The 22,911-nt window shown below is 33.7% G+C and carries 20 protein-coding genes; 15 read left to right on the top strand and 5 right to left on the bottom strand.

Translation table 11 applies throughout. From position 1 onward, the window contains the following. The first annotated feature begins 15 nt into the window (after positions 1 to 15). Positions 16 to 621 carry a DUF2238 domain-containing protein gene (locus FFWV33_RS11250; RefSeq protein ID WP_108740986.1) on the top strand — a complete coding sequence of 202 codons (606 nt, stop codon included), beginning with the start codon at positions 16 to 18 and terminating at the stop codon, positions 619 to 621. A 61-nt stretch (positions 622 to 682) separates the two neighbouring features. Here the strand turns inward: FFWV33_RS11250 and FFWV33_RS11245 are convergent, their stop codons facing one another. The 4 genes from FFWV33_RS11245 to FFWV33_RS11230 form a co-directional block, all read right to left on the bottom strand. Continuing rightward, positions 683 to 1,633 (bottom strand): phosphoribosylaminoimidazolesuccinocarboxamide synthase, encoded by a 951-nt coding sequence (locus FFWV33_RS11245; protein WP_108740985.1) that lies wholly within the window; start codon positions 1,631 to 1,633, stop codon positions 683 to 685. A gap of 99 nt (positions 1,634 to 1,732) precedes the next feature. Beyond that, positions 1,733 to 2,566 (bottom strand): Cof-type HAD-IIB family hydrolase, encoded by an 834-nt coding sequence (locus tag FFWV33_RS11240; RefSeq protein ID WP_108740984.1) that lies wholly within the window; start codon positions 2,564 to 2,566, stop codon positions 1,733 to 1,735. A gap of 100 nt (positions 2,567 to 2,666) precedes the next feature. After that, entirely contained in the window at positions 2,667 to 3,479 is an 813-nt protein-coding gene (locus FFWV33_RS11235; protein WP_108740983.1) for an SDR family NAD(P)-dependent oxidoreductase, read from the bottom strand. Positions 3,480 to 3,567: 88 nt separating this feature from the next. Beyond that, positions 3,568 to 4,515, bottom strand: coding sequence for a PhoH family protein (locus FFWV33_RS11230; RefSeq protein WP_108740982.1), 948 nt, complete (start codon positions 4,513 to 4,515; stop codon positions 3,568 to 3,570). A gap of 195 nt (positions 4,516 to 4,710) precedes the next feature. Here FFWV33_RS11230 and FFWV33_RS11225 point away from each other — a divergent pair, with 195 nt between their 5' ends. From FFWV33_RS11225 to FFWV33_RS11185, 9 genes are all read left to right on the top strand, one after another. Further along, the gene (locus tag FFWV33_RS11225) at positions 4,711 to 5,538 is read left to right on the top strand and encodes an SAM hydrolase/SAM-dependent halogenase family protein (protein WP_108740981.1); all 828 of its coding nucleotides are present in this window, start codon (positions 4,711 to 4,713) and stop codon (positions 5,536 to 5,538) included. A gap of 6 nt (positions 5,539 to 5,544) precedes the next feature. After that, positions 5,545 to 6,375, top strand: coding sequence for a class I SAM-dependent methyltransferase (locus tag FFWV33_RS11220; RefSeq protein WP_108740980.1), 831 nt, complete (start codon positions 5,545 to 5,547; stop codon positions 6,373 to 6,375). Further along, entirely contained in the window at positions 6,375 to 7,100 is a 726-nt protein-coding gene (gene gldF / locus FFWV33_RS11215; protein ID WP_108740979.1) for a gliding motility-associated ABC transporter permease subunit GldF, read from the top strand. The genes FFWV33_RS11220 and gldF overlap by 1 nt, the downstream gene beginning before the upstream one ends. Further along, positions 7,100 to 8,785: a gliding motility-associated ABC transporter substrate-binding protein GldG gene (gldG, locus tag FFWV33_RS11210; protein ID WP_108740978.1), complete on the top strand. Its 1,686-nt coding sequence runs from the start codon at positions 7,100 to 7,102 to the stop codon at positions 8,783 to 8,785. Before gldF ends, gldG begins: the two co-directional genes overlap by 1 nt. Before the next feature lie 194 nt (positions 8,786 to 8,979). Continuing rightward, a complete protein-coding gene (dnaN, locus tag FFWV33_RS11205) occupies positions 8,980 to 10,098 on the top strand; it encodes a DNA polymerase III subunit beta (RefSeq protein ID WP_108740977.1) in 1,119 nt (372 codons plus the stop codon). A 315-nt stretch (positions 10,099 to 10,413) separates the two neighbouring features. Continuing rightward, positions 10,414 to 11,253, top strand: a complete 840-nt coding sequence (locus FFWV33_RS11200; protein ID WP_108740976.1) for a carboxylesterase family protein — start codon at positions 10,414 to 10,416, stop codon at positions 11,251 to 11,253. Positions 11,254 to 11,790: 537 nt separating this feature from the next. Next, positions 11,791 to 13,863 (top strand): hypothetical protein, encoded by a 2,073-nt coding sequence (locus tag FFWV33_RS11195; RefSeq protein WP_108740975.1) that lies wholly within the window; start codon positions 11,791 to 11,793, stop codon positions 13,861 to 13,863. Positions 13,864 to 14,142: 279 nt separating this feature from the next. Further along, positions 14,143 to 17,304, top strand: a complete 3,162-nt coding sequence (locus FFWV33_RS11190) for a TonB-dependent receptor (RefSeq protein WP_108740974.1) — start codon at positions 14,143 to 14,145, stop codon at positions 17,302 to 17,304. Between the two features lie 34 nt (positions 17,305 to 17,338). Next, positions 17,339 to 18,697, top strand: a complete 1,359-nt coding sequence (locus tag FFWV33_RS11185; protein WP_108742532.1) for an alkaline phosphatase family protein — start codon at positions 17,339 to 17,341, stop codon at positions 18,695 to 18,697. On the opposite strand, the gene FFWV33_RS11180 is transcribed toward FFWV33_RS11185, so the two are convergent. Then, complete coding sequence (locus FFWV33_RS11180; protein ID WP_108740973.1) at positions 18,689 to 19,306, bottom strand: Crp/Fnr family transcriptional regulator; 618 nt, start codon at positions 19,304 to 19,306, stop codon at positions 18,689 to 18,691. The two genes, FFWV33_RS11185 and FFWV33_RS11180, sit on opposite strands and share 9 nt — an antisense overlap. A gap of 264 nt (positions 19,307 to 19,570) precedes the next feature. Between FFWV33_RS11180 and FFWV33_RS11175 the strand changes: the two genes are divergently transcribed. Genes FFWV33_RS11175 through FFWV33_RS11155 form a run of 5 tightly spaced genes read left to right on the top strand, consistent with a single transcriptional unit; the run spans position 19,571 to position 22,908 of the window. Next, positions 19,571 to 20,344, top strand: coding sequence for a Rossmann-like and DUF2520 domain-containing protein (locus FFWV33_RS11175; RefSeq protein WP_108740972.1), 774 nt, complete (start codon positions 19,571 to 19,573; stop codon positions 20,342 to 20,344). Further along, positions 20,328 to 20,855, top strand: coding sequence for a KdsC family phosphatase (locus tag FFWV33_RS11170; protein WP_108740971.1), 528 nt, complete (start codon positions 20,328 to 20,330; stop codon positions 20,853 to 20,855). The genes FFWV33_RS11175 and FFWV33_RS11170 overlap by 17 nt, the downstream gene beginning before the upstream one ends. 8 nt (positions 20,856 to 20,863) lie before the next feature. Continuing rightward, positions 20,864 to 21,790 (top strand): geranylgeranylglycerol-phosphate geranylgeranyltransferase, encoded by a 927-nt coding sequence (locus FFWV33_RS11165; protein WP_108740970.1) that lies wholly within the window; start codon positions 20,864 to 20,866, stop codon positions 21,788 to 21,790. After that, entirely contained in the window at positions 21,783 to 22,367 is a 585-nt protein-coding gene (locus FFWV33_RS11160; RefSeq protein WP_108740969.1) for a Maf-like protein, read from the top strand. Before FFWV33_RS11165 ends, FFWV33_RS11160 begins: the two co-directional genes overlap by 8 nt. A gap of 4 nt (positions 22,368 to 22,371) precedes the next feature. After that, positions 22,372 to 22,908 (top strand): mechanosensitive ion channel domain-containing protein, encoded by a 537-nt coding sequence (locus FFWV33_RS11155; protein ID WP_108740968.1) that lies wholly within the window; start codon positions 22,372 to 22,374, stop codon positions 22,906 to 22,908. Positions 22,909 to 22,911 lie beyond the last annotated feature (3 nt).

Below are 22,911 nucleotides of genomic sequence, written 5' to 3'. Positions count from 1 at the left end.
TAATCCCCGTTTTCTATGAAGACTATTTATCTAATGATTACCGTATTTTTTGTTTTCTTACTTTGGTCTATTAGTAACCCAAAAGAAGGTTTTACTTGTTTTCTCGAAATAATTCCTGCTATTATTGGTGCTCTAGTGTTGGCACTTACTTTCAAAAAATTTAGATTCACTAATTTCACTTACTTCCTGATCCTTATTCATTGTATCATCCTCTTTATTGGTGGTCATTATACTTATGCCGAAGTGCCCTTTTTTGATTTTATAAAAGAAACATTTCATCAAAGTCGAAATAATTATGATAAGGTTGGTCATTTTGCCCAAGGATTGGTACCTGCATTGATAACTCGCGAATTGTTTATTAGAAAAAAAGTCATTAGCAATCCTAGTTTTTTCAATTTTATAATTGTTTCCATTTGTCTGGCCATTAGCGCTGCGTATGAATGGATTGAATGGGGAGTGTCATTGGTCACTGGCGAAGGTGGAGATGCATTTTTGGGTACACAAGGAGATATTTGGGACACACAATCTGATATGCTTTTTGCTACTATTGGCGCAATTTCCGGCCTTTTATTATTTTCTAAAATTCAAAACAAACAGCTAAATCTACTTGAAGCAAATTAATTATATAAAAAAAGCCGCAATTCCTATTTTGAATTGCGGCCTTCTTATGAATTTATAAATATTAGTTTGCTAAATAAGCAACCACATTTTTTTCTATTCGTTCATTAATGTTTGATATGTCTGCTTTTACAAATTTTTCACCAATGATATTTTCGTATAATTCGATATATCTCTCAGAAACTGTTGCAATATATTCCTCGGTCATTTCTGGAATTTGTTGTCCTTCTTTACCTTGAAAACCATTTTCAATCAACCAACGTCGCACAAATTCTTTAGATAATTGTTTTTGTTCTTCTCCACTATTTTGTCTTTCTTGATATCCTTCAGCATAAAAATAACGAGAAGAATCAGGAGTATGAATTTCATCAATTAAAACGATGACACCCCCTTTTGTCTTTCCAAATTCATATTTAGTGTCTACTAAAATCAAACCTTTGCTTGCAGCGATCTCAGTACCTCTTTGGAACAATGCACGTGTGTATTTTTCTAACACTACATAATCTTCTTCTGTAACGATTCCGTTTGCCAAGATTGCTTCTCTCGAAATATCTGCATCGTGTTCTCCATTATCCGCCTTGGTAGTAGGTGTAATTATAGGTTCCGGAAATTTATCATTTTCTTTCAATCCTTCGGGCATAGCAACACCACAAATACTTCTTTTTCCTTCAGCATACTCGCGAGATGCATGACCAGATAAGTAGCCACGAATCACCATTTCAACTTTAAAAGGTTCACACAAATGTCCAACGGCAACACTAGGATCTGGTGTAGCAATCAACCAATTTGGTACAATGTCTGCAGTCAACTCCATGAATTTGGTAGCGATTTGATTTAAAATCTGACCTTTGTACGGAATACCTTTTGGCAAAACCACATCAAAAGCTGAAAGTCTATCTGTAGCAACCATTACCAAAAGGTCATCGTTGATATTGTAAACTTCTCTAACCTTACCTCTATAAACAGATTTTTGATTCGGAAAATTAAAATTGGTTGTAGTTATTGTATTGCTCATTTGTAAAAAGTTGTGTTGTTGTTAAGAAGTCACAAATTTAGGATTATTTTTTAGAACTGCACTAAAAATGAAATAGGGATATTAACAGAATCTCAGCACTTAATTAGACTCCGTTCTTGATGGATTCAAAACAGTATTCATTAAAAAGTGCGCTACTCCATTTTGTCCATTATCCAAAATAACTTCTAATTGTGATAATTTACTCTTTAGACTTTCAGGCGCATTGCCCATCAATAATCCTTTGGCTGCTGCTTTGAGCATCCCTTCATCATTATATCCATCACCAAATGCTATAGTTTGCTCGTATGTAAAATTCTCGATTTCCAAAATATTGGCGATTGCCACACTTTTATCAACAGAGATATCCATGAATTCAAGACAATGCGGCAAACTAAAGGCATGGGACAAAATCCCCTCGTGTTTAGCAACTATACGATCTCTAAGTGCTACTAATTTCGAATGCTTTTCATGGGTGAAAAATAGTTTGATTGTACTCAAATCTGATAGTTTATCAAAATCAACCAGCTCGGGTTTGTATTTCATGTCAGGCTGAAATTTCAACAGTTTTTCGTTGTGTTTGTTTGTCTGCCAAACTTTTTCTTTATACAAAACAACCGTGAATTCATCTGGAATTCCGATATCAAAAACAGATTTTATAACCTCACTCTTGATATCAATGGCATATAATAATTCATTTTTTGGCGAATGAATTCTAGCCCCGTTTGAAGTAACCAAATAAACAGGAAAACCCAATTGATCTACTAATATTTTAGCATCTAGATGGTGTCTACCCGTAGCAACAATTATTAAATAACCCTCGTCATTCAAGGCTTTGAAAACAGTTTTAGAATAGTCTGATATTTGATGATCCGTATTTAATAAGGTTCCGTCCAAATCGGTCACTATCACTTTAATCGTATTTTTATTGGTCATTCTAACTTATATTTTTTTTGCAAAACTATTTTATTCGAAAAACAAATAGATCATCACAAGTTGATTCTATTGTTAATTTAAGGTCCTATTATATTTCGATTTAAAAAACTGACTTTCTGATGATTCGAGAAAAGAGTTGATACCCCAAACGTTTTCTAAGAATATTTAAAAAATTGGCATCAAAACCTATTGTATATCTTTTAAAATTGCGAGGAGGATGATTTGCTATTTCAAAAATTTTCTCTACAATATCTGCTTTCAAATCTTTGTTTTTCTTCGTCTTTTTTTCTAATAAACTATTGATTTTTTGCATCAAGCAATCATAGGACGGAATACTTGATTCTGGGCATTTTGATACATTTTTTTGAAAATTTGATGGTGTATTTCCGAATTGAACTGTTGCAACACCAATATTGAAATCTTTCACCTCATAGGCCATACATTCAGAAAAGCTTTCGACAGCGTGCTTTGTTGAATGATAAAAACTTCCCAGAGGAAGATTTACCAAACCAGCAATCGAGGTAATATTAATAAACAAACCCTGATTTTGTTTTCTAAAAGCAGGAATAAAAGAGCGACAAACCTTAACAACGCCCAAATAATTTACATCTACAATGGCATCGATTTTACTGTCTTCTGATAATTCTACAAAACTCCGATACCCTATTCCCGCATTGTTAATCACCACATCAATGGTGGTATATTTTTGTAGAATGGCTTCCTTACATTTTTCAATGCTATCGGTAGAGGTAACATCGAGTTCAAAACACGAAATGGAGGGTACTTTTTCTAATGCTGCTGCTTTTTCGACACAAATCATGGTCGCAATCACATTCCAGCCAAGATCTGCAAAATACAAGGCTGTAGCTTTCCCTATGCCGCCGCAAGCACCTGTAATTAAAACTGTTTTCAATATCTAATCCTTTTTTTATAGTGGCAATCAATAAAAACGACCTCAAAAGAGGTCGTTATGTAACAAAGATACTAATTGCAATTAATTATTAATCGGTATTCTCCGTGTATTTGTAGGCATCAATAACCTTTTTGACCAATTTGTGACGTACAATATCTTTATCGTCAAGATAAATAATCCCAATTCCTTCAATATCTTTCAACACTAGTAATGCCTCTTTGAGACCAGAAATTGTTCTTCTAGGCAAATCGACCTGTCCTGGATCACCAGTAATCATAAATTTGGCACTTTTTCCCATTCGAGTCAAAAACATTTTCATTTGTGAATGTGTAGTGTTTTGTGCTTCATCCAAAATTACAAAAGCATGATCCAAAGTTCGCCCACGCATGAAGGCAAGCGGAGCAATTTGTATAATACCTTTAGTTATATAATCCTCTAATTTCTCATTCGGAATCATATCGCGTAAAGCGTCATACAATGGTTGCATATAAGGATCCAGTTTCTCTTTCATGTCTCCGGGTAAGAAACCAAGGTTTTCACCCGCCTCTACCGCCGGACGAGTCAAAATGATTCGTTTTACTTGTTTTTCTTTCAAGGCACGAACAGCCATGGCTACACCAGTATATGTTTTTCCAGTACCTGCGGGACCTACAGCAAAAACCATATCATTTTTGTTGATGGTATCTACCAACAATTGTTGGTTGGGTGTCATGGCTTTGATCATTTTACCACCTACTCCATGTACTAATATCTTATCGTTTATGGTTGTTTTTCTATCTTCGCCGTCTCCCATAATAACGCGCTCAATTACATTATCATCAATATTATTATACCTAGAAAAATGCAATAGTAAGCGCTGAAAACGTTTTTCGAATTCATCTAATATTTCTTTTTCACCAAAAGCCTTTAACGTTGTGCCTCGTGCTACAATTTTTAATTTAGGGTAGTACTTCTTAATCATTTCAAGATGAGTGTCTTGAGCGCCCCAAAACTCTTTTGGTGCGATGTCTATGAGCTCGATGATTCTTTCGTTCAAATTTTGCAGTTTTAAATTAACATTTAGACCTTTAGTATTGTAATACGAATAGGAATTGATTATCTAGTTATTTCCTAATTAAGTAGAATTTGTTTTTTGTTTTATTGCGTTTTTGAGATTACTATTATTAGCTTTGCACTTCTCAAATTTAATAAAAATTAATTTTAGATTACAGTAATAGTTATAAACAAAATGATGTCAATAATTACCCTTACTACCGATTACGGCTTGAAAGATCACTTTGTAGGTGCGCTCAAGGGAAAGTTGTTGACCGAACAGTCAGATTGTACTATTATCGACATTTCGCATGACATTGATCCATTCAACACTGTAGAAGCAAGTTACATCATTGGAGCCGCTTATGCGAGTTTTCCAAAAGGTACGGTTCATATCATTGGAGTCGATCTGGAATTAAACAAAGAGAACCAACATATTGCTATGCAGTGGAATGATCACTATTTTATCGCTGCAGACAATGGTATATTGAGTATGTTGTCACAAAAAATTGTACCACAAAAAATAGTTGCTATAAACATTCACGACCGCTTGCCTAATAATGCAACTGATATGGATGTATTTGTAAAGGTAGCCTGTCACATTGCTCGTGGAGGCTCGTTGAGCGTTGTAGGTAAAGAAATTGCAACAATCAAAGAAGTAACCGATTTGCAAGCAACAGTATCCGTGGACAATAATACCCTCAAGGGTCATGTTATCTATATAGACCACCTGGGAAATGTCGTGACCAACATCAGTAAAAAGCAATTTATAGAGGTTGCCAAAGGTCGCCCGTATGAGGTGGTATTGCGAACGAAGAACATAAAAACGATATTGGCCCGTTATTCTGATATTGCTATTTCAGAAAAATATCCTATCAAAAATTATGAGGGTCAAAAGCTTGCTCTTTTTAATGAAGCTGGTTTTCTTGAAATTGCCATATTCAGGAGTAATCCTTCCTCGGTAGGATCTGCCAAAAGTTTGCTAGGCCTCAATTACCGCGATGTGGTAAGCATACAATTTAAATAAAAATACATGAATCCAGTCATAAGGAAACTTTTTTATGCTTTACCAATCCCTCTGCGCTATGCAGTGAGACAGGTAATCTATCTTCCGACAGATCTTTTTCGAAAAAAAAACGACCTAGTTCCTCCAAAAGGGATGATTTTCACAGGATCGGGTGATTATCTGCAAGTTGGACAAACTTTTTTTAACCATTTTCAGAAATATGGAAAATTAACACCTGACAGTAGTGTGCTTGATATAGGATCTGGCATTGGTCGAATGTCTATTCCGTTTACATCATACCTCTCTTCTAAAGGGCGCTATGAAGGTTTTGACATTGTAGAAAAGGGAGTGAAATGGTGTACTAAAAACATCAGCAGTCGTTTCTCAAATTTCAAATATACCTTGATTCCACTTCGAAATGATTTGTACAACCATTCAACCTCTGAGAAGGCTGCTAATCTAACATTCCCGTATGAAAATGATGCCTTTGATTTTGTGTTTCTGACTTCTGTTTTCACACACATGATGCCAGATGATGTAGAAAATTATATCAAGGAAATTAAACGTGTCTTAAAAAAAGACTGCATCTGTTTTAGCACCTTTTTCATTTTGGATGAAGAAAGTACTGCTTCAATGATAAAAGAAGGATCTAAAAATTTCCCTCATAACTATGGAGATTACTCACTAATGGACAAAAATGTCAAGGAAGCCAACGTAGGCTATAAAAAAGATTTTTTGTATTCTCTTTTCGAAAAGTATGATCTTAAAGTAGACCATTTTATAAGAGGTAGCTGGTCAGGTCTACAATCTGGTGACTTTAATGAACACCAAGATGTATTAATTATAACAAAACTGTAATGAAATCAATTGCAATACGAGAACTGAAATCTTTTTTTGGTTCACCTATCGGTTACCTAGTAATCGCTCTTTTTCTAATTTTGAACGGTGTTTTCCTTTGGGTATTTGAGGGAGAATACAACATTCTCAATTCTGGATTCGCAGACATGAGTCCATTTTTCACCTTATCGCCTTGGATTTTACTTTTCTTAATTCCTGCTGTCACCATGCGCAGTTTTTCAGACGAGAAAAAACAAGGAACACTTGAATTGCTGCTAACGAAACCCTTATCGATTTGGGAAATTGTAAATGGTAAATTTCTAGGTGCTTTCATTTTAATTGTGATTGCAATACTACCTACTTTGATTTATGTGGTGACCATTTCGTCATTGGGTTCGCCTGAAGGCAATATTGATATGGGCAGCACGATGGGCTCTTACTTTGGACTTTTATTCCTAATATCAGGCTATTCGGCTATTGGTATTTTCACCTCTTCGTTATCAGAAAACCAAATTGTTGCTTTTTTGATTGCTGTTTTTGTATCCTTCTTTTTCTTTTTTGGGTTTGATGGTATAGCAACCCTATCCCCTACGTTTTCGAACTTTATCAGTGCATTGGGCATGCAAGAACATTTTAAAAGCATGAGTCGAGGTGTTTTGGACACGCGTGATATCATTTATTTTTTGAGCATCACAATCGCTTTTCTGTCCTTTACTGTTTATAAACTTAAATCCGTTCAATTGTAATGGGATATTCTCTAAATAAAAATAGCAAGACCGTACTCGTTACCCTTGCGATTCTGGTGGTACTGAACACGATTGGGAGTTTTTTCTTCCACCGTTTTGATTTAACCAAAGACAAACGCTACACCTTATCTGAAACATCATTAAAAATAGTAAATCAGGTAAATGAGCCCTTGTTTGTAAAAGTGTACATGCAAGGCGATTTGCCAGCAGAGTTTAAACGTTTACAACAAGAAACGCGTCAATTGCTTGAAGAATTTCAGGCCTATAACAAAAATATTTCTTTCGAATTTATTGATCCTTTAGAAAATGAAGATTCGAGCATGGACAATATCAAATCGTTATATTCGAAAGGGCTAACTCCTGTAAATATTACGGTAGATGACAAAGGGAAGCAATCACAAGCAATGGTTTTTCCTTGGGCTATTGCGTATTATAAAAATAAAGAAGTGAATATCCCATTGCTAAAAAATATCATGGGAGCTTCTACCACGGACAAAGTAATTGGATCTGTTCAACATTTAGAATACTCTATTGCTGATGCTTTGAATAAAGTGACGGTGGCAAAACAAAAGAAAATTGCAGTAATAAAAGGCAATGGCGAACTACAAGACATTAGAATGGCCAAGTTTTTACTGCAAATACGCGAAAGTTACCACATTGGACCTTTTACATTAGACTCTGTGGCTACCGATCCTATAAATAGTTTAGAAGCTTTAAAAAAATACGACTTAGCCATTATTGCAAAACCTACAGAAACTTTTTCTGATGCCGAAAAGCAGGTGTTAGATCAATATATTATTAATGGTGGAAAAAGTTTATGGTTAATTGACCAAGTGACTGCGGAGATGGATAGTTTATACAATCCAGCTGGAGCGACCCTTGCCTACCCAAAAGACTTGGGCTTGAATGATCTGTTTTTTAAATACGGATTTAGAATCAATCCTGACCTTGTTAAAGATGAACAAGGAAGCCCGATTAAACTCGCAACAGGAGAGCAAGGAAGTGCAACACAGTACCAAGATTTCAACTGGAAATTTGCTCCTTTAATCTACCCTACTAGCCAACACCCAATTGTAAAAAACTTGGGTGGAATTAAATTTGACTTTGCCAATCCGATTGATACTTTGAAAAATGGTATAAAGAAAACCGTTTTGTTGCAATCTTCACAATATTCGAAAAAGATAGGAACGCCGGTTGAAGTCAACCTTAATATGGTAACCGAAGAAACGAGTCCGAATCATTACATCAAAACCGGAAACATTCCGATGAGTGTTTTATTAGAAGGGGATTTTAAATCGGTATTTGAGAATCGCATTTTACCTTTCGATCAAAAAGACTTTAAAAAAATAAGTACGCCAAATAAAATGATTGTAATATCCGATGGGGATTTGATCAAAAACCAATTGGACAAGGATGGTTCTCCCGTAGAATTGGGCTTTGATCAACGATCAGGAAATTTGTACGACAACAAAGATTTCATGCTCAATTGTGTCAATTATTTGCTTGATGACACCGGACTTATTAACATTAGATCCAAAGATTTGGATTTACCATTACTTGACAAAGAAAAAGTATCAGAGAACTATACCCAAACACAACTCCTAACAATAGGGCTTCCCCTTGTTATTCTTGGTGTTTTTGGCTTTGTATTCACTTATGTGCGCAAAAGAAAATATAGCAAATAGTGTTAATAAATAATTTTCAATACTAAATTAGATTACGATATATTTGTAAAATGTATTCTATTTTATAAAATTAAGTTGCAATACGTATTTCAAAAAATAAAAGAGAACAGATGAAACCGCCATGTTTCAAAACGATAATTATTTCAAACAATGGCGATACCATATTCCAATAAAAAATAAAATATAATCTTCATATGAAATTTATAGTATCGAGTTCGTACTTATTAAAGCAATTACAAGTTTTAGGAAGTGTTATCAATAGTAGTAATACGTTACCAATCTTGGATAACTTCCTTTTTGAATTAAACAATAATGAACTGACGGTTTCTGCATCAGACTTGGAAACGACCATGGCAGCGACCTTAGAAATTGATTCTACTAGTCAAGGAAGTGTTGCAGTACCTGCAAAATTACTTTTGGAAATTTTAAAAACATTTCCAGAACAACCTTTGACTTTTACTGTTGAAGAAAATAGTACAATCGAGATTAGTTCTAACTCCGGTAAATATGCATTGGCTTATGCACCAGGAGCTGAATTTCCTAAATCGGTAAACTTAGAAGAGCCATCGGTAACGTTGGTCCCTGCAGATGTTTTGGCAACTGCCATAAGTAAAACAATATTTGCAGCAGGAAATGATGATTTACGTCCTGTAATGTCAGGAGTATTTTTTCAATTCTCGCCAGAAGGTTTAATCTTTGTTGCTACAGATGCACACAAATTGGTGAAATATGCACGTACAGATGTAAAAGCCTCTGAAGTCGCAGATTTTATTATGCCAAAGAAACCTTTGACAATTTTAAAGAACATTCTTTCTACATCAGATGCGGAAGTTAAAATAGAATACAACGAATCTAACGCTACTTTTACGTTTGACAACTACAATTTGATGTGTCGTTTGATTGACGGAAAATATCCAAATTACGAAGCTGTAATTCCAAAAGAAAACCCTAACAAATTAATGATTGACCGTTCTCAATTTTTGAGTTCAGTACGTCGTGTGGCAATTTTCTCAAACAAAACTACGCACCAAATTCGTTTAAAAATTGCTGGGGCTGAATTAAATGTATCTGCTGAAGATATTGATTATTCGAACAAAGCCGAAGAACGATTGACTTGTGATTATCAAGGAGATGATATGCAAATAGGCTTCAACTCTCGTTTTTTAACCGAAATGTTGACTAATTTACAATCAGATATGATTATGCTAGAAATGTCATTACCAAATAGAGCAGGAATTTTAACTCCTGTTGATGGTTTGGAAGAAGGTGAAACAGTGACAATGTTGGTAATGCCAGTAATGCTAAATAGTTAGTAAATTTAATTGTGCTATATGATGCTTTACATCGCATAACAATATTTAAACTTTATTTTTATAATAGAAACCGCTATTTCATTAGGAATAAGCGGTTTTTTTTATTCAAGATTAACTCCAAAAATAAATTATTAAACAGCACAAACACGAGAAGTAAAACATTAGAATACCTATTTGTCAATTACTTGAATGTATATTTAAGACCAAAATTTAGTAATCAAAACTTGCTGATAAAGTAAATTGGAGTGCTTAACAACGAAATCAATTAAAGGATAATCATTTTATTATTCGAATAAAAATTAACCATTGTCAACTATGAACAGTATGCCTAATTTTAAAAATTTAGTTACCGCATTATTTATCTTGACCTGCACTTTTATTTTTGCCCAGCAAAAAGAATACAGAGAAGCAAAAATCGACAGTCTAACTTTTATAAATACTAGGAAACAATTAGAAAATGTAAATACATCACTATTTGAAAAGAGGCTATTCTCCAAAGACAGCATTAGAATTCCGTTTGGTTTTTTGACTCCTAAGGACAATCAGACAGGTAAAAAATTTCCATTGATTATCACCTTTCATAATTCTACAAGGATAGGCAATGACAATGAAAAACAACTTGAACCCTTAGCTAAAATATGGCTCAGAGACGAAATTTATGCAAATTACCAATGTTATGTTGTTGCACCACAATTTAATAAACGAAGTTCCAATTACGTACCTACTAACGATAATCATTTAACTTCAAAACCATCTAATGAAGTATCCGCACTATTAACGCTAATCGAAAATCTACAAAAAGAATATCCTAATATCGACAAGAACCGCATTTACTTAATAGGTTATTCTATGGGTGCATCTACTGCTCAAAATTTGTTGAGTTTAAAGCCAAACAAATTCGCTGCCCTAGTTTCAGTAGCTGCTGTGCCTGATTTTTCGAACCTCAAAAAGATAGAAAATAAAAACATCTGGCTAATTCACGGCGATCAAGATGATGAAAATCCGTATGATGGTAGTGTTGTCTTTTTCGATAAATTAGCTAAAAGTAAAAATTTGACTTTTACTACTGTTCGAAATCTAAATCATAATACAATTCTAAGTCCCTTTTTAACAACCGATGAAATTCCACAATGGCTTTTTGCAAAAGAAAAATAATTCTAGTAATGAAGATGAACTATTCAATGTTGAAAAAATGGTATTTGATCTATGATGGCATAAATAACGATGTTTTATTTAACCATAAATCAAATGATAATTAGCGTTAAAACTAAACACTACGGGATAGGATTGATAAGATATTCTAATAAAATTTAGCCTCTGGAAATATGATTGGTACTTTTTCATTTTCGAAATAAAATTGTTCAGCTTCAAGAAAATTAATCAAACTGAATCACGATTAACCCCTATCCATGATTTTGCCCTACAAAAAACAGTGCTTATGATTAAAAAAGATTCAAATACTACAAATAGCTGCACCGCAATTACATAATTCTGACTATTTTTGCATTTGTTTTCATTTCCTTATTTCTATTGATAAAAGAAGAAGTAAAAAATGGAAATAAATCACTAAATTACTACCTAATTCAATAGTACTACTCAAGCTTATTAGGCAATGGTACTAATCAGGATTGCATATAAATGCCACAGCATAAAAATATCGTTCTATGGAACGTGTAAAAAAGAACAAAACCTATGACAAATAACATTCTACTTGAAAATCAATATAACCGCTCAAGTTTATTCGAAAAAGAGAATGTAAACTACTTAGTTCGCATTTTAAAAAGATTTAATACAGTTCCAAAAATAAATAATATAAATATTATTACCTCTACTACGGAACCGGATATTTTTCGAATTGTACCTAATAAAGCAATTATCATTGGTTCTTCTTTTTTAGACAAACCAATATTGGCTTTAGTCTATTTGAGGTTTGGTATCGAATGGCAATTGTGGTACAAAGCACTTAACAATGAAAAAGAAGATGCTGCTTTGTGTGACGTGGCTGCTCTTGAAGTAACCCGTATTTTTTATAATTTATTACCTAAAGATGATAAAGAAAAACTAGAGGATCTTGATTTTCTTTTAATAAACTTAATAAAGAATGATGTCAAAGTAGATGCTGCTTCGTTATTAAAAAATGAAGAATTACAAGCCTACCATCGTTTGAAATCTCCAAGCAAAAGTTGCCAAGAATCTTGGAAAACAATTGTAGACAATCTAGCCAAACCTACAGAATATCTATTGATGGCCGGAGGAGATTTGCGTTTGAATATAGATGAAATTCAGTTACTAAATAAGTATGGTTGCCGACCATTTCCTAGGCCAGATGCTTTTACATTTGCCTCGTCTACAGCCTCTAGCGTCTCTAATTTTGCTTATGACAAAACAGATAAAATTAGAAGTATTCTTATTCGAAATAGCCTAAAATACGGATTTGAAAAAACAACATTAGAATTTGCCGCTTTACTTAAAAATAATCTGCGAAAAATATTTAAACTGAGTGAAGAGTGTGAAATCATCTTCTCTCCATCAGGAACCGATTCTGCTTTGCAAATTGCTGCAATTACACAGATAATATCCGACAAAGAAATTACACATATATTAGTAGCTTCAGATGAAACCGGAAGTGGTGTAGCGGCAGCATTGAAAGGTTGTCATTTTGAGAATACGACCGCTCTTAATATTCCTATCAAAAAAGGAGATAGCATTGAAGGTTTCCGCCCAGTTGATTTAATTAAGATTCCGTTTAGGGATCAAAACGGAGCTTTGAAATCGGCTAGCCAATTGGATCAAGAAGTTTTTGATGCTGTTGCTCAAACAACGGCTTTGGGTAGACATGTCGTTTTGCATACAATGGATCAATCAAAATTAGGCTATCAATCTCCTACTGATAAACTCATCATAAAACTGAATACTATTGAAGCCCTTTCGATGCAAATTGTTGTAGACGGATCGCAACTTCGATTGGATCCCAAAGACATTCAAAACTACTTGAGCAAAGGTTATATTGTAACCATTACAGGAAGTAAATTTTTTACAGGTCCTCCCTATTCAGGTGCTTTATTTTTACCCAAAAATGTGAGTAAACTAGCCCAGTCAGCCAAAAATAGTTTACCAATGGGATTGAAACAATACTACAACCATTCCGACTGGCCTGCATCATGGTCCTGCTCTACTGCCTTGTCAGACGGGTATAATTATGGCTCGTATATGCGTTGGCATGCCGCAATAATCGAAATGTTTAGGTACTATAAAACGCCCGTTTTGTATCGAAATATGGGAATCGAAATGTTTTGCAATTTTGTTGAGGACTCTATAAAAGATGCTACTTTCTTAAAACCAATCTACGAGCACGAAGTAAAAACAAACAATTACAGCAGTAAGGAATTTGGAATCAGAAACATTCGAACCATTTTTCCGTTTTTCATTTTGAATAATGATGAAGTACTTTCTGTTGATAAAGTAAAAAAACTCTACGCACTTTTAAATTCGGACTTGTCAGAACAATTTGCGGACTCTTCTATAGAAATAATTCGACTAGCAGCTCAAAAATGTCATATTGGTCAAGCTGTAAATGTTATTTATGAAGATAAATCACCTACTGCTGTTTTACGAATTAGTTTAGGCGCACGCGTGATTTCTGAGAGTTGGGTCAATCGTGATATTAGCCTTTTCTTTAGAAATATCGAATTGCAAATGACACAAATCACTATTACTATTAAAAAAATAGAATTAATTTTAAGTAACCCCGATTTACTGAATTAATACAAAAATCAATACCAACACAAGTTCCCATTTACAGTTGTAAATGGGAACTTTTTTGATTTATAGAAACACTGTCTTTATTTTTGAGAATTAGAACATCTTTACACCTACTTTAATAAAATCCTCTATTATAAACTTTATAATAAATCAGCTACCAATTCTCTTTTACTCATTTTAATAATTGGTAAAGTGTCCGTTAACTATGTGTAAAATGTTAAATTCTAACATTTGTTACCTCATGTCTAGTTTTACTTTTGAACAAAATAAAAAAAAAGTAAAATGAAAAATTATCGATTAAAGTACTTCTATTTAAAAGTCTTGCTCATTCTATTAAGCAGTTGCTACCATTCATATGGTCAATCAACAAATGCAACAATTAAAGGAACTGTTAATGATGAAAATGGTCTTCCAATAATGGGAGTAGAAATTTTAGTTAAAGATAAATCTACTGGTTTTAAATCAAGTACTGTAACAAATGACAATGGTGATTTTAAATTATCTCAGTTACCCCTTGGAGGTCCATATAGTATAAACGCAAGTTTTCTGGGCTTCTCTGAATCTACTAGAGAGGGCATAATTTTAAATTTGAGTGATTTAGTTACAATTAATTTTAAATTGAAAGAATCATCAACAAATCTCGAAGAAGTTATAGTTCTTACTAATGGACTTTCAAAGCGTATAGACCAAGTTGGTGCTTCAACAAAGATAGGTGCTTCACAAATTGCAAAATTAGCTACAGAAGGTAGAGATTTTACTACTCTCACTAGCCTTTCAGCTTTACAAGGAGGCGGAAGCTATAATTTAAGTGGACAAAGAGCAACTTCAACTAATGTAACAATTGATGGAACCAATGCTAGAAATCAGTTAACTGCTGGAGATATTGGTAGTGGGCCTTATACTATTTCACAAGAAGCTATACGAGAATTTGAGATATCAACTAATGACTATGCAGTTACCCAAGGAAGACAAGGTGGTGGTTCCATAACTGCAGTAACGAAATCAGGAACAAACAAATTTTCAGGTAGTGCCTTCGTTTATAATAGATCCGATAAATTACAAAGTAATTATAATATTCAAGGACAAAAAAGAACAGCTGATTTTTACACAACTCAAAGTGGTTTAAGTCTCGGAGGTCCCATATTAAAGAATAAACTTCACTTTTTTGCAGTTTATGAAAGACAAGATGCTGGAGAACCAGTAAATATTGCTGACATACAAAGTAATGATGATGAAAATCGCTTAGGTATCACCCAAGTAAATTTAGATCGTTTTATAAATATTGGTAGAAATCTTTACGGACTTGGAAATGAGCAACAAATTGGTCAATTTAATCGCAAAACGGAAGCAAATAATTTATTTGTTCGTCTTGATTGGCAAATTAGTGACAAACATAGACTTACATTACGTAATTTATATAACAAGTGGAATAATCCATTTAGCGTCAATGATAATTCAAATATCAATTTAGCTGAAACTTATTCAGATTTTAGCTCTTATGAAAATAGCACTATGTTATCTTTAAGATCTATGTTTAATAGTGCTACTACAAACGAGTTTAAATTTCAATATCAACACGCAGAAAGAGCTTACACTCCGAATAATCAGTTACCCCAATCAAATATACCTAGAGCAATTGTACAAGTTTCATCTGACCTGCCGAATGGAAATAAAAGTACAAAAAGTGTTCAGTTAGGAGGTCAACGTTACACACCTGAAACAAATGTAGAAAATCAAGTCCAGTTTATTAATACTACTTATATAAATACTGATAAAGCAGACTTTACAATAGGAACTGACAATATGATTACATCCTTACAGACTTTGCTATCAAATGAACAAAATGGTAGATTTTATTTCAATTCTCTAAATGACTTTGAAAACCAGGCAGCTTCTCGATATGCTAGAGAAGTACCTTTAAAAGGTTTGCCAATTGTTAAACAAACTGTGCTAGATCTCTCTTTATTTGCACAAGTTGATTTAGATATCGCAAAAGACCTAAATTTAGTCGCTGGCGTTCGGTGGGATGCTACCAAATTTTTGAATACGGGAGAATATAATCCAGTAGTTGATAAAGAACTTGGGGTACGAACAGACGAAAAATTAGATGATTACAATAATATTCAGCCAAGGTTGCAATTAACTTATAATATCAATGGCGCTAATAAAAATGTTATAAAGTTAGGTGGAGGATTATTTTCAGCTCAACCACACTATTACGCACAAGTAAATAACATACAAAATAGTGGTACTTTACTTGGTGCAATTGACGTTACAGGTGCAAATGTTCCCAAACCAGAATTCAATCAGTACAGAAACGATGTAACTACAATACCTGGTGTACCAGCAGGAGTTACACCTTTTTCAACTATAAATGCTGTTGGGAAAAATTTTGAAGTACCTACCACCTATAAAGCAAATTTAAACTATACCCATTTCTTTGGTGAAAAATATAGTATAGGCTTTAACGCTTTAATAAGTCATACTAAGAACAATTATACATATCAGGAGGCAAATCTTGTGCAAGATCCTTTTTTCACAACTCCTGAGGGCAGAGCAGTATTTGTCCCTGCTAATACAATAAATAATAATGGCCAATCAGATTGGACAAAATCACGAATAAGTGATAAAGTTGGTAGAACTTTAGTACTAACTTCTGATGGTATACTCGACCAAGTAGCATTAGTCATCGAAGCTAGTGCACAAATAGGAAAAGATGGATACATTAATACGAGCTTTACGGTTAATAAAGCTAAAGATAACTCATCCTATAATTGCTGCGTCGCAAATACAGCCACTTTTTTACCAGTTTCAGGTGACCCTAGAGCATTAAATCGTGGATTTTCAGACGATCAATTTGACACTAAGTTAGTGATAAATGGTGCAACTCCCACTTGGAAAGGATTTACATTAGGTACAAAAATAATTGGACAAGGGGGAACTCGTTATTCACTTAAAGTAAATAGTAACACCAGTGCTAACGGCGATTTTAGTTTAAGTAATGATATAGCGTATATATATGACCCTTCTAATGCAGCAACTCCGCAATCAGTTATTGACGGGTATAATAAAATATTAAATGACCCAACTGTTCCTGATGGATTTAAAAATTATTTAAGAAATAGCTATGGCAAATTTGCGGAGCGTAATGGTGGTAAAAATCCTTTTTCGGCTATAATAGATTTAAGATTATTAAAGAAATTTAATTTTGATAAGAGTAAAAATGGTTTCGAAATATCTGTAGATATTTTCAATTTTGCAAATCTTCTTAAAAAAGAATGGGGAAGGTCACATAATTATAGTAATCAAAATCTAATGAATATAACCGGGTTTGATCAAATTACTCAAAGCTATAAATATTCTGTTCTTACTGCAAGTAGTACGGAACCTATAAATGGTAATCCTTGGCGATTACAACTTGGCGCAAGATATACATTCAATTAACAAAATACTTTTTAATTCAATCAATTGTAAAAAAATGAGAACAAAAAAAATAATATTTTTAATAGGTCTACTTCAACTGTCTATATTAATTATAGCACAGCAAAAAAAAGATCCTAAACATGTAGTCTTAATTTCTGTAGATGGATTTAGACCTGAATTTTATTTAGAAGAAAAATGGCCTGTTCCTAATTTAAAAATGATGGTTAAACAAGGCGTATCTGCAAGAGGAGTTAGAGGCATATTTCCATCTGTTACATATCCTTCACACACAACTTTGATTACAGGAGCATTTCCTAAAGACCATGGTATTTATTACAATAGCCCTTTTGAAGAAACAGGACAAACAGGCCGCTGGTACTGGGAAAATAGTTTAATTAAGACTAAAACATTATGGACAGCAGTACGAGAAGCTAACCAAACAACTGCAAGTTTCTTGTGGCCCGTAACAGTTGGAGCGACTATAGATTTCAACATCCCCGAATATTGGAGCTTAGAAAGTAATTACGGAAGTATTAAACCAATGAGAGATAATGAAAATCCAAAAGGTTTTTTAAATGAAATGGAAATAGAAGTCCTTGGAAAATTAAACGATAGAACGTTCAATGGTGATTATTTAAATAGAGAAGATCGAATCGGTGAAATGGCCGCGTACACGCTCGAAAAATACAAACCCAATTTCATGTCTATCCATCTTTTTGCTGTTGATCACTTTCAACATGAACAAGGGAGAGAAGGGGAAAAAGTACATACATCAATTGCTGCTGTCGATAGAGCAATTGGTAAGATACTAGAAGCTTCTAAAAGGGCTGGACTAGAAGATAGTACAACTATCATTGTAACTGGTGATCATGGTTTTGTTGACATTCATTCAGCACTCAATCCAAATATTTGGTTAGTTGAAGAAGGTCTTTTAGAAGATAAAAAAGAAAGAAACAATTGGAAGGCTATTTTCCATACTTCTGGTGCATCAGCTTTTTTAATGGTTAAGGACAAGAATGACAAAAAAACAATTGATGCTATTTATAAGAAATTGAACAATCTACCTGCAAACGTGAAAAAACTATTCAAAATTGTTTCTAGACAACAACTTGATATTATAGGAGCTGATCCTAATGCCGTTTTAGCTTTAAATCCTATTCCAGGAATTTCAATGTCTGGAAACACTAGTGGCAACCTGATAACTCCTAAAAAGGGAGGTATGCATGGATATTATCCCGATTTTCAGCAAATTGAAACAGGTTTTGTAGCTTTTGGATCTGATGTAAATAAAGGAATAGTTATTGAAAAAATGGGATTAGAAGATATTGCCCCCATTGTAAGCAGTATATTAAACCTAAATTTTACAGCACTTGAAGGTGTTTTGTATCCTGGCATAATAAAAGAGTCAAAGTAATTTACTTTTTAAAGCTGAAGCAATAGTTTGACGGGTGGCCCCAACAAGGTCACCCTTATCTTTTTGAGTTAAAAGATTGTAAACATTATAAATCTTACCACGGGCATCCATGAAGTTTGTTTGATACACCTCTTCCAAAAAGTTTAATTTTCCTAGAACACAACTATCATTAACTTTGCATAATTTTTTCTCTGTCAAATACCATCTTTTAGTTAAGTAACTAAAGAACCACTCCGCAGATACTGGATATTTTTTTACTTCCATTTTAAAAAAGCTCAATTCATATAATCTTAGTTCTACATCAACTATAGCTTTTGAAAACTCAGCAAATTGACCATTTAAATACATGAAGTTTCCAAAAAAATCCCCTTTAGACAGGACATCATAAATATATTCTTCTCCTTTATCTGAATAACCACCTAACTTCACTGATCCACTAATAATCTCATAAACATAATTACCATTAAAAGGAGGTTGATAAATATAAGTTTGCTTTTCAAAAAAAACTTCATTTACTGAAGAACTTATTTCAAAATTATTTTTTTCTTTGAGAAAATCATAAAGAGAAAATGTTTCGTAATTTCTTAAATCTGGAGCTATACTTTTCATTTTTATTTCTTTATTTGTAAATATACCCACAACGAACAACTAAGTATCTAATAAGACTTTAAGTTTTCATTAACTTATTAGTTAGTTTTATTGCACTAAATTAACTACTAACGTTATTATTTCTATTTGATTTATAAAGTATTAATTAAATTTAACTTTAGTATAAATGTAAATAATTAATATAATCAAAATTCTAAGAATAGTTTAAGACCAAGCACAGAGGAACATGTTATATAGTCCCATTTTTTTTGCTAATTTTGCCACATGGTAAAAGTAGTACTCATAGGCTCGGGAAATTTGGCTCAACATCTTATTGTTGCTTTTCAAAAAGCTGAAAAATCTGGAAATGCAATACAACTGCTACAGGTGTACGCGCGTTCAGCTGATACCCTTTCACATTTGTTACCAGCGGAGAAAATTACTTCCAGTTTTGATACATTGCAAAATGCAGATGTCTACATAATTGCTGTTTCTGATAATGCTATAGCAACTGTAGCATCGCAATTGCCCTTTGAGAATAAGTTAGTCGTACACACATCTGGCGCTATGCCTATGGATGCTCTAGATGTTAAGAATCGAAGAGGTGTTTTTTATCCGCTCCAAACTTTTACCAAAAACAAAAAAGTAGCCTTTGATGGTATTCCGATTTGTCTAGAAACAGAACAAATGGAAGATTTAAATATCCTAGAAGCACTTGCCAAAACGATTTCGAAAAAAGGAATCACGATCCATCCAGAGCAACGAAAAGCCTTGCATGTAGCGGCAGTTTTTGTAAACAACTTCACCAATCATTTGTACCAAATTGGCGAAACCATTTGCAAGGAACACCAAGTACCATTTGATATATTGCATCCTCTGATTGAAGAAACAGCAGCGAAAATCAAAAATATTTCACCAAGTGAAGCTCAAACTGGTCCTGCAATTCGGAAGGATTCTAAAACTATTGCGGCTCATCAAGCTTTGCTCAATGATCCAACACAAAAACAATTATACACAATTTTAACCCAATCGATTCAAGACAATGTCAAAAAGTTATAAAGAAATAATGAATGAAATCACCACGTTTGTATTTGATGTAGACGGTGTGCTAACAGACGGATCTGTATTTATTGCCAATGATGGCGAAATGCACCGAACAATGAATATAAAAGATGGTTATGCCATGAAAGCAGCTGTTGACAGTGGCTATAATGTTTGCATTATCTCTGGTGGAAAAAATGAGGGCGTTCGCTTACGTTTGAGTAATCTAGGAATAAAAGACATCCATTTGGGTGCTCCAAATAAGGTTGCAACTTTTCAAGAATATACAGATTTACACAGCATCAATCCTGCTCATGTTTTGTATATGGGAGACGATATACCCGATTACCACGTGATGAAATTGGTTGGATTATCTACTTGTCCTCAAGATGCTTGCGCTGAAATCAAAACCATTTCGACTTATATTTCTCATAAAAACGGAGGGAAAGGTGCAGTACGTGATGTGATTGAGCAGGTTATGAAAGTACAAGGAAAATGGATGACCTACTTTGATGGAAACAATAATTAATTGGTCCAATGAACTTTTTAAAACTTATTCGGTACCCCAACTTACTCTTGCTTGCTTTGATGCAACTGCTATTTAAGTATGGTTTTTTGGATTTGCAAAATATCACTTTAGCAATAAATGATTGGCAGTATGGATTGCTCGTCTTGAGCACTGTTTTGATTGCGGCAGCTGGATATGTAATAAATAATATCCTAGACCAGGAAACAGATAGTTCCAATAAGCCACAGGATGTAATTGTTGGAAAACACATATCTGAAGCTGCTGCCTATAACATATATATCACTCTCAATTGCATAGGTGTAACCATTGGGTTTTACTTAGCAAATACTATTGGTAAACCTAACTTTTCGGCTATTTTCATCGTAATTGCGGCTACATTGTATATGTACGCCACAACTTTGAAGCAAATGGCTGTGGTAGGTAATATTGTTGTCGCTTTATTGCTAGCGATCAGCGTACTTATTATTGGCGTCTTCACCTTATATCCAGCTATCACAGTGGCAAATCAGCCCGTTATGGGAAGCTTATTTTCGGTTTTATTAGATTATGCTTTATATGCTTTTATGATTAATTTTTTGCGCGAATTGGTCAAAGATATCGAAGATATGAACGGTGATTACAATCAAGGTATGCGCACCTTGCCTATCCTTTTGGGACAAAGAAGAACCCAAATCATCATTTTAGCTTTAAGCATTATTCCTATTATTGTCATCGCATTTTATATCAAAACAAATTTATTACCCGCACGCCTATATACTACCATTGCTTACAGTATGATTTTTATTTTAGCACCATTATTTTTGTTCATTGTTAAAATAATTGGTGCAAAAACAACACAAGACTTTCATTTTTTGAGCCGATTATTAAAATGGATTTTGCTTTTCGGAATCCTTTCTATACTTGTTCTCAACCTAAATATCAAATACAATGCTTAATTCGAATCTCTCAAAATACAAATTAATACTAGCATCGGGCTCTCCTAGACGCCAACAATTTTTCAAGGATCTGGAATTGGATTTCGAAATTCGGCTGAAAGAAATTGAGGAAATATTTCCACCTGAATTAAAAGGAGGTGAAATCACCAATTATTTAGCCCAGCTCAAAGCTTCGGCTTTTGATGGAACACTAAAAGACGATGAAATAGTAGTGACTAGTGATACCATTGTCTGGCATAATGGCCAAGCACTAGGTAAACCGAAAGACAAAGAGGATGCTTTTCGAATATTAAAATCATTATCGAATGCGACTCACGAGGTAATCACATCTGTTTGTTTTACATCGAATGCAAAAACGCATTTATTATGTGAAACAACAAAAGTGACTTTTAATACCTTAAGCGATGAAGCAATTTTGTACTATGTCGAAAAATTTAAACCCTTTGACAAAGCAGGATCTTATGGTATTCAAGAATGGATTGGCTTTATTGGAGTATCAAAAATAGAAGGATCGTACGCAAACGTCATGGGAATGCCTGTAGATAAAGTCTACCAGTATCTAAATACATTAGAATAAAAGTATGTCAAATATAAATATCGATTTTACGTCTAAAGAGTTGATCTCAACCGGAATTGTAATACTTGCAATCATTGTTCTCCGCCTTATAGTATCTTTTGGCGTTCGAAAATTTGTCAAAACCACGCATAGAATTGAACATCGAACTAATTTGGTTATCAAATATTTGGATCTACTCATCAATATTATTGCCTTTTTGGCGTTGATAATCATCTGGGGAGTTCAACCCAAAGATATCATTATTGCTGTATCTTCCTTTACAACCGTAGTAGGTGTTGCCATGGTAGCACAATGGTCGATTTTGAGCAATATTACCGCTGGAATTATTCTGTTCTTTTCTTTCCCTTTTAAAATTGGAGATATTATAAAGATTCATGACAAAGATTTTCCGATAATTGCGGAGATTGAAGATATAAAGGCTTTTCATGTAGACTTAAAGACCAAAGAAGGCGAAATTATTGTATATCCCAATAATCTGTTATTACAAAAAGGTATTTCTATATTAAAGCGTGATTATCAGGATACCGAATTTACAGATTAGAAC

The organism is Flavobacterium faecale, from assembly GCF_003076455.1.
Lineage (GTDB): Bacteria > Bacteroidota > Bacteroidia > Flavobacteriales > Flavobacteriaceae > Flavobacterium > Flavobacterium faecale.
The sequence above is the reverse complement of the archived record's forward strand: the minus strand, read 5'-3'. Positions and strand labels throughout refer to the sequence as shown.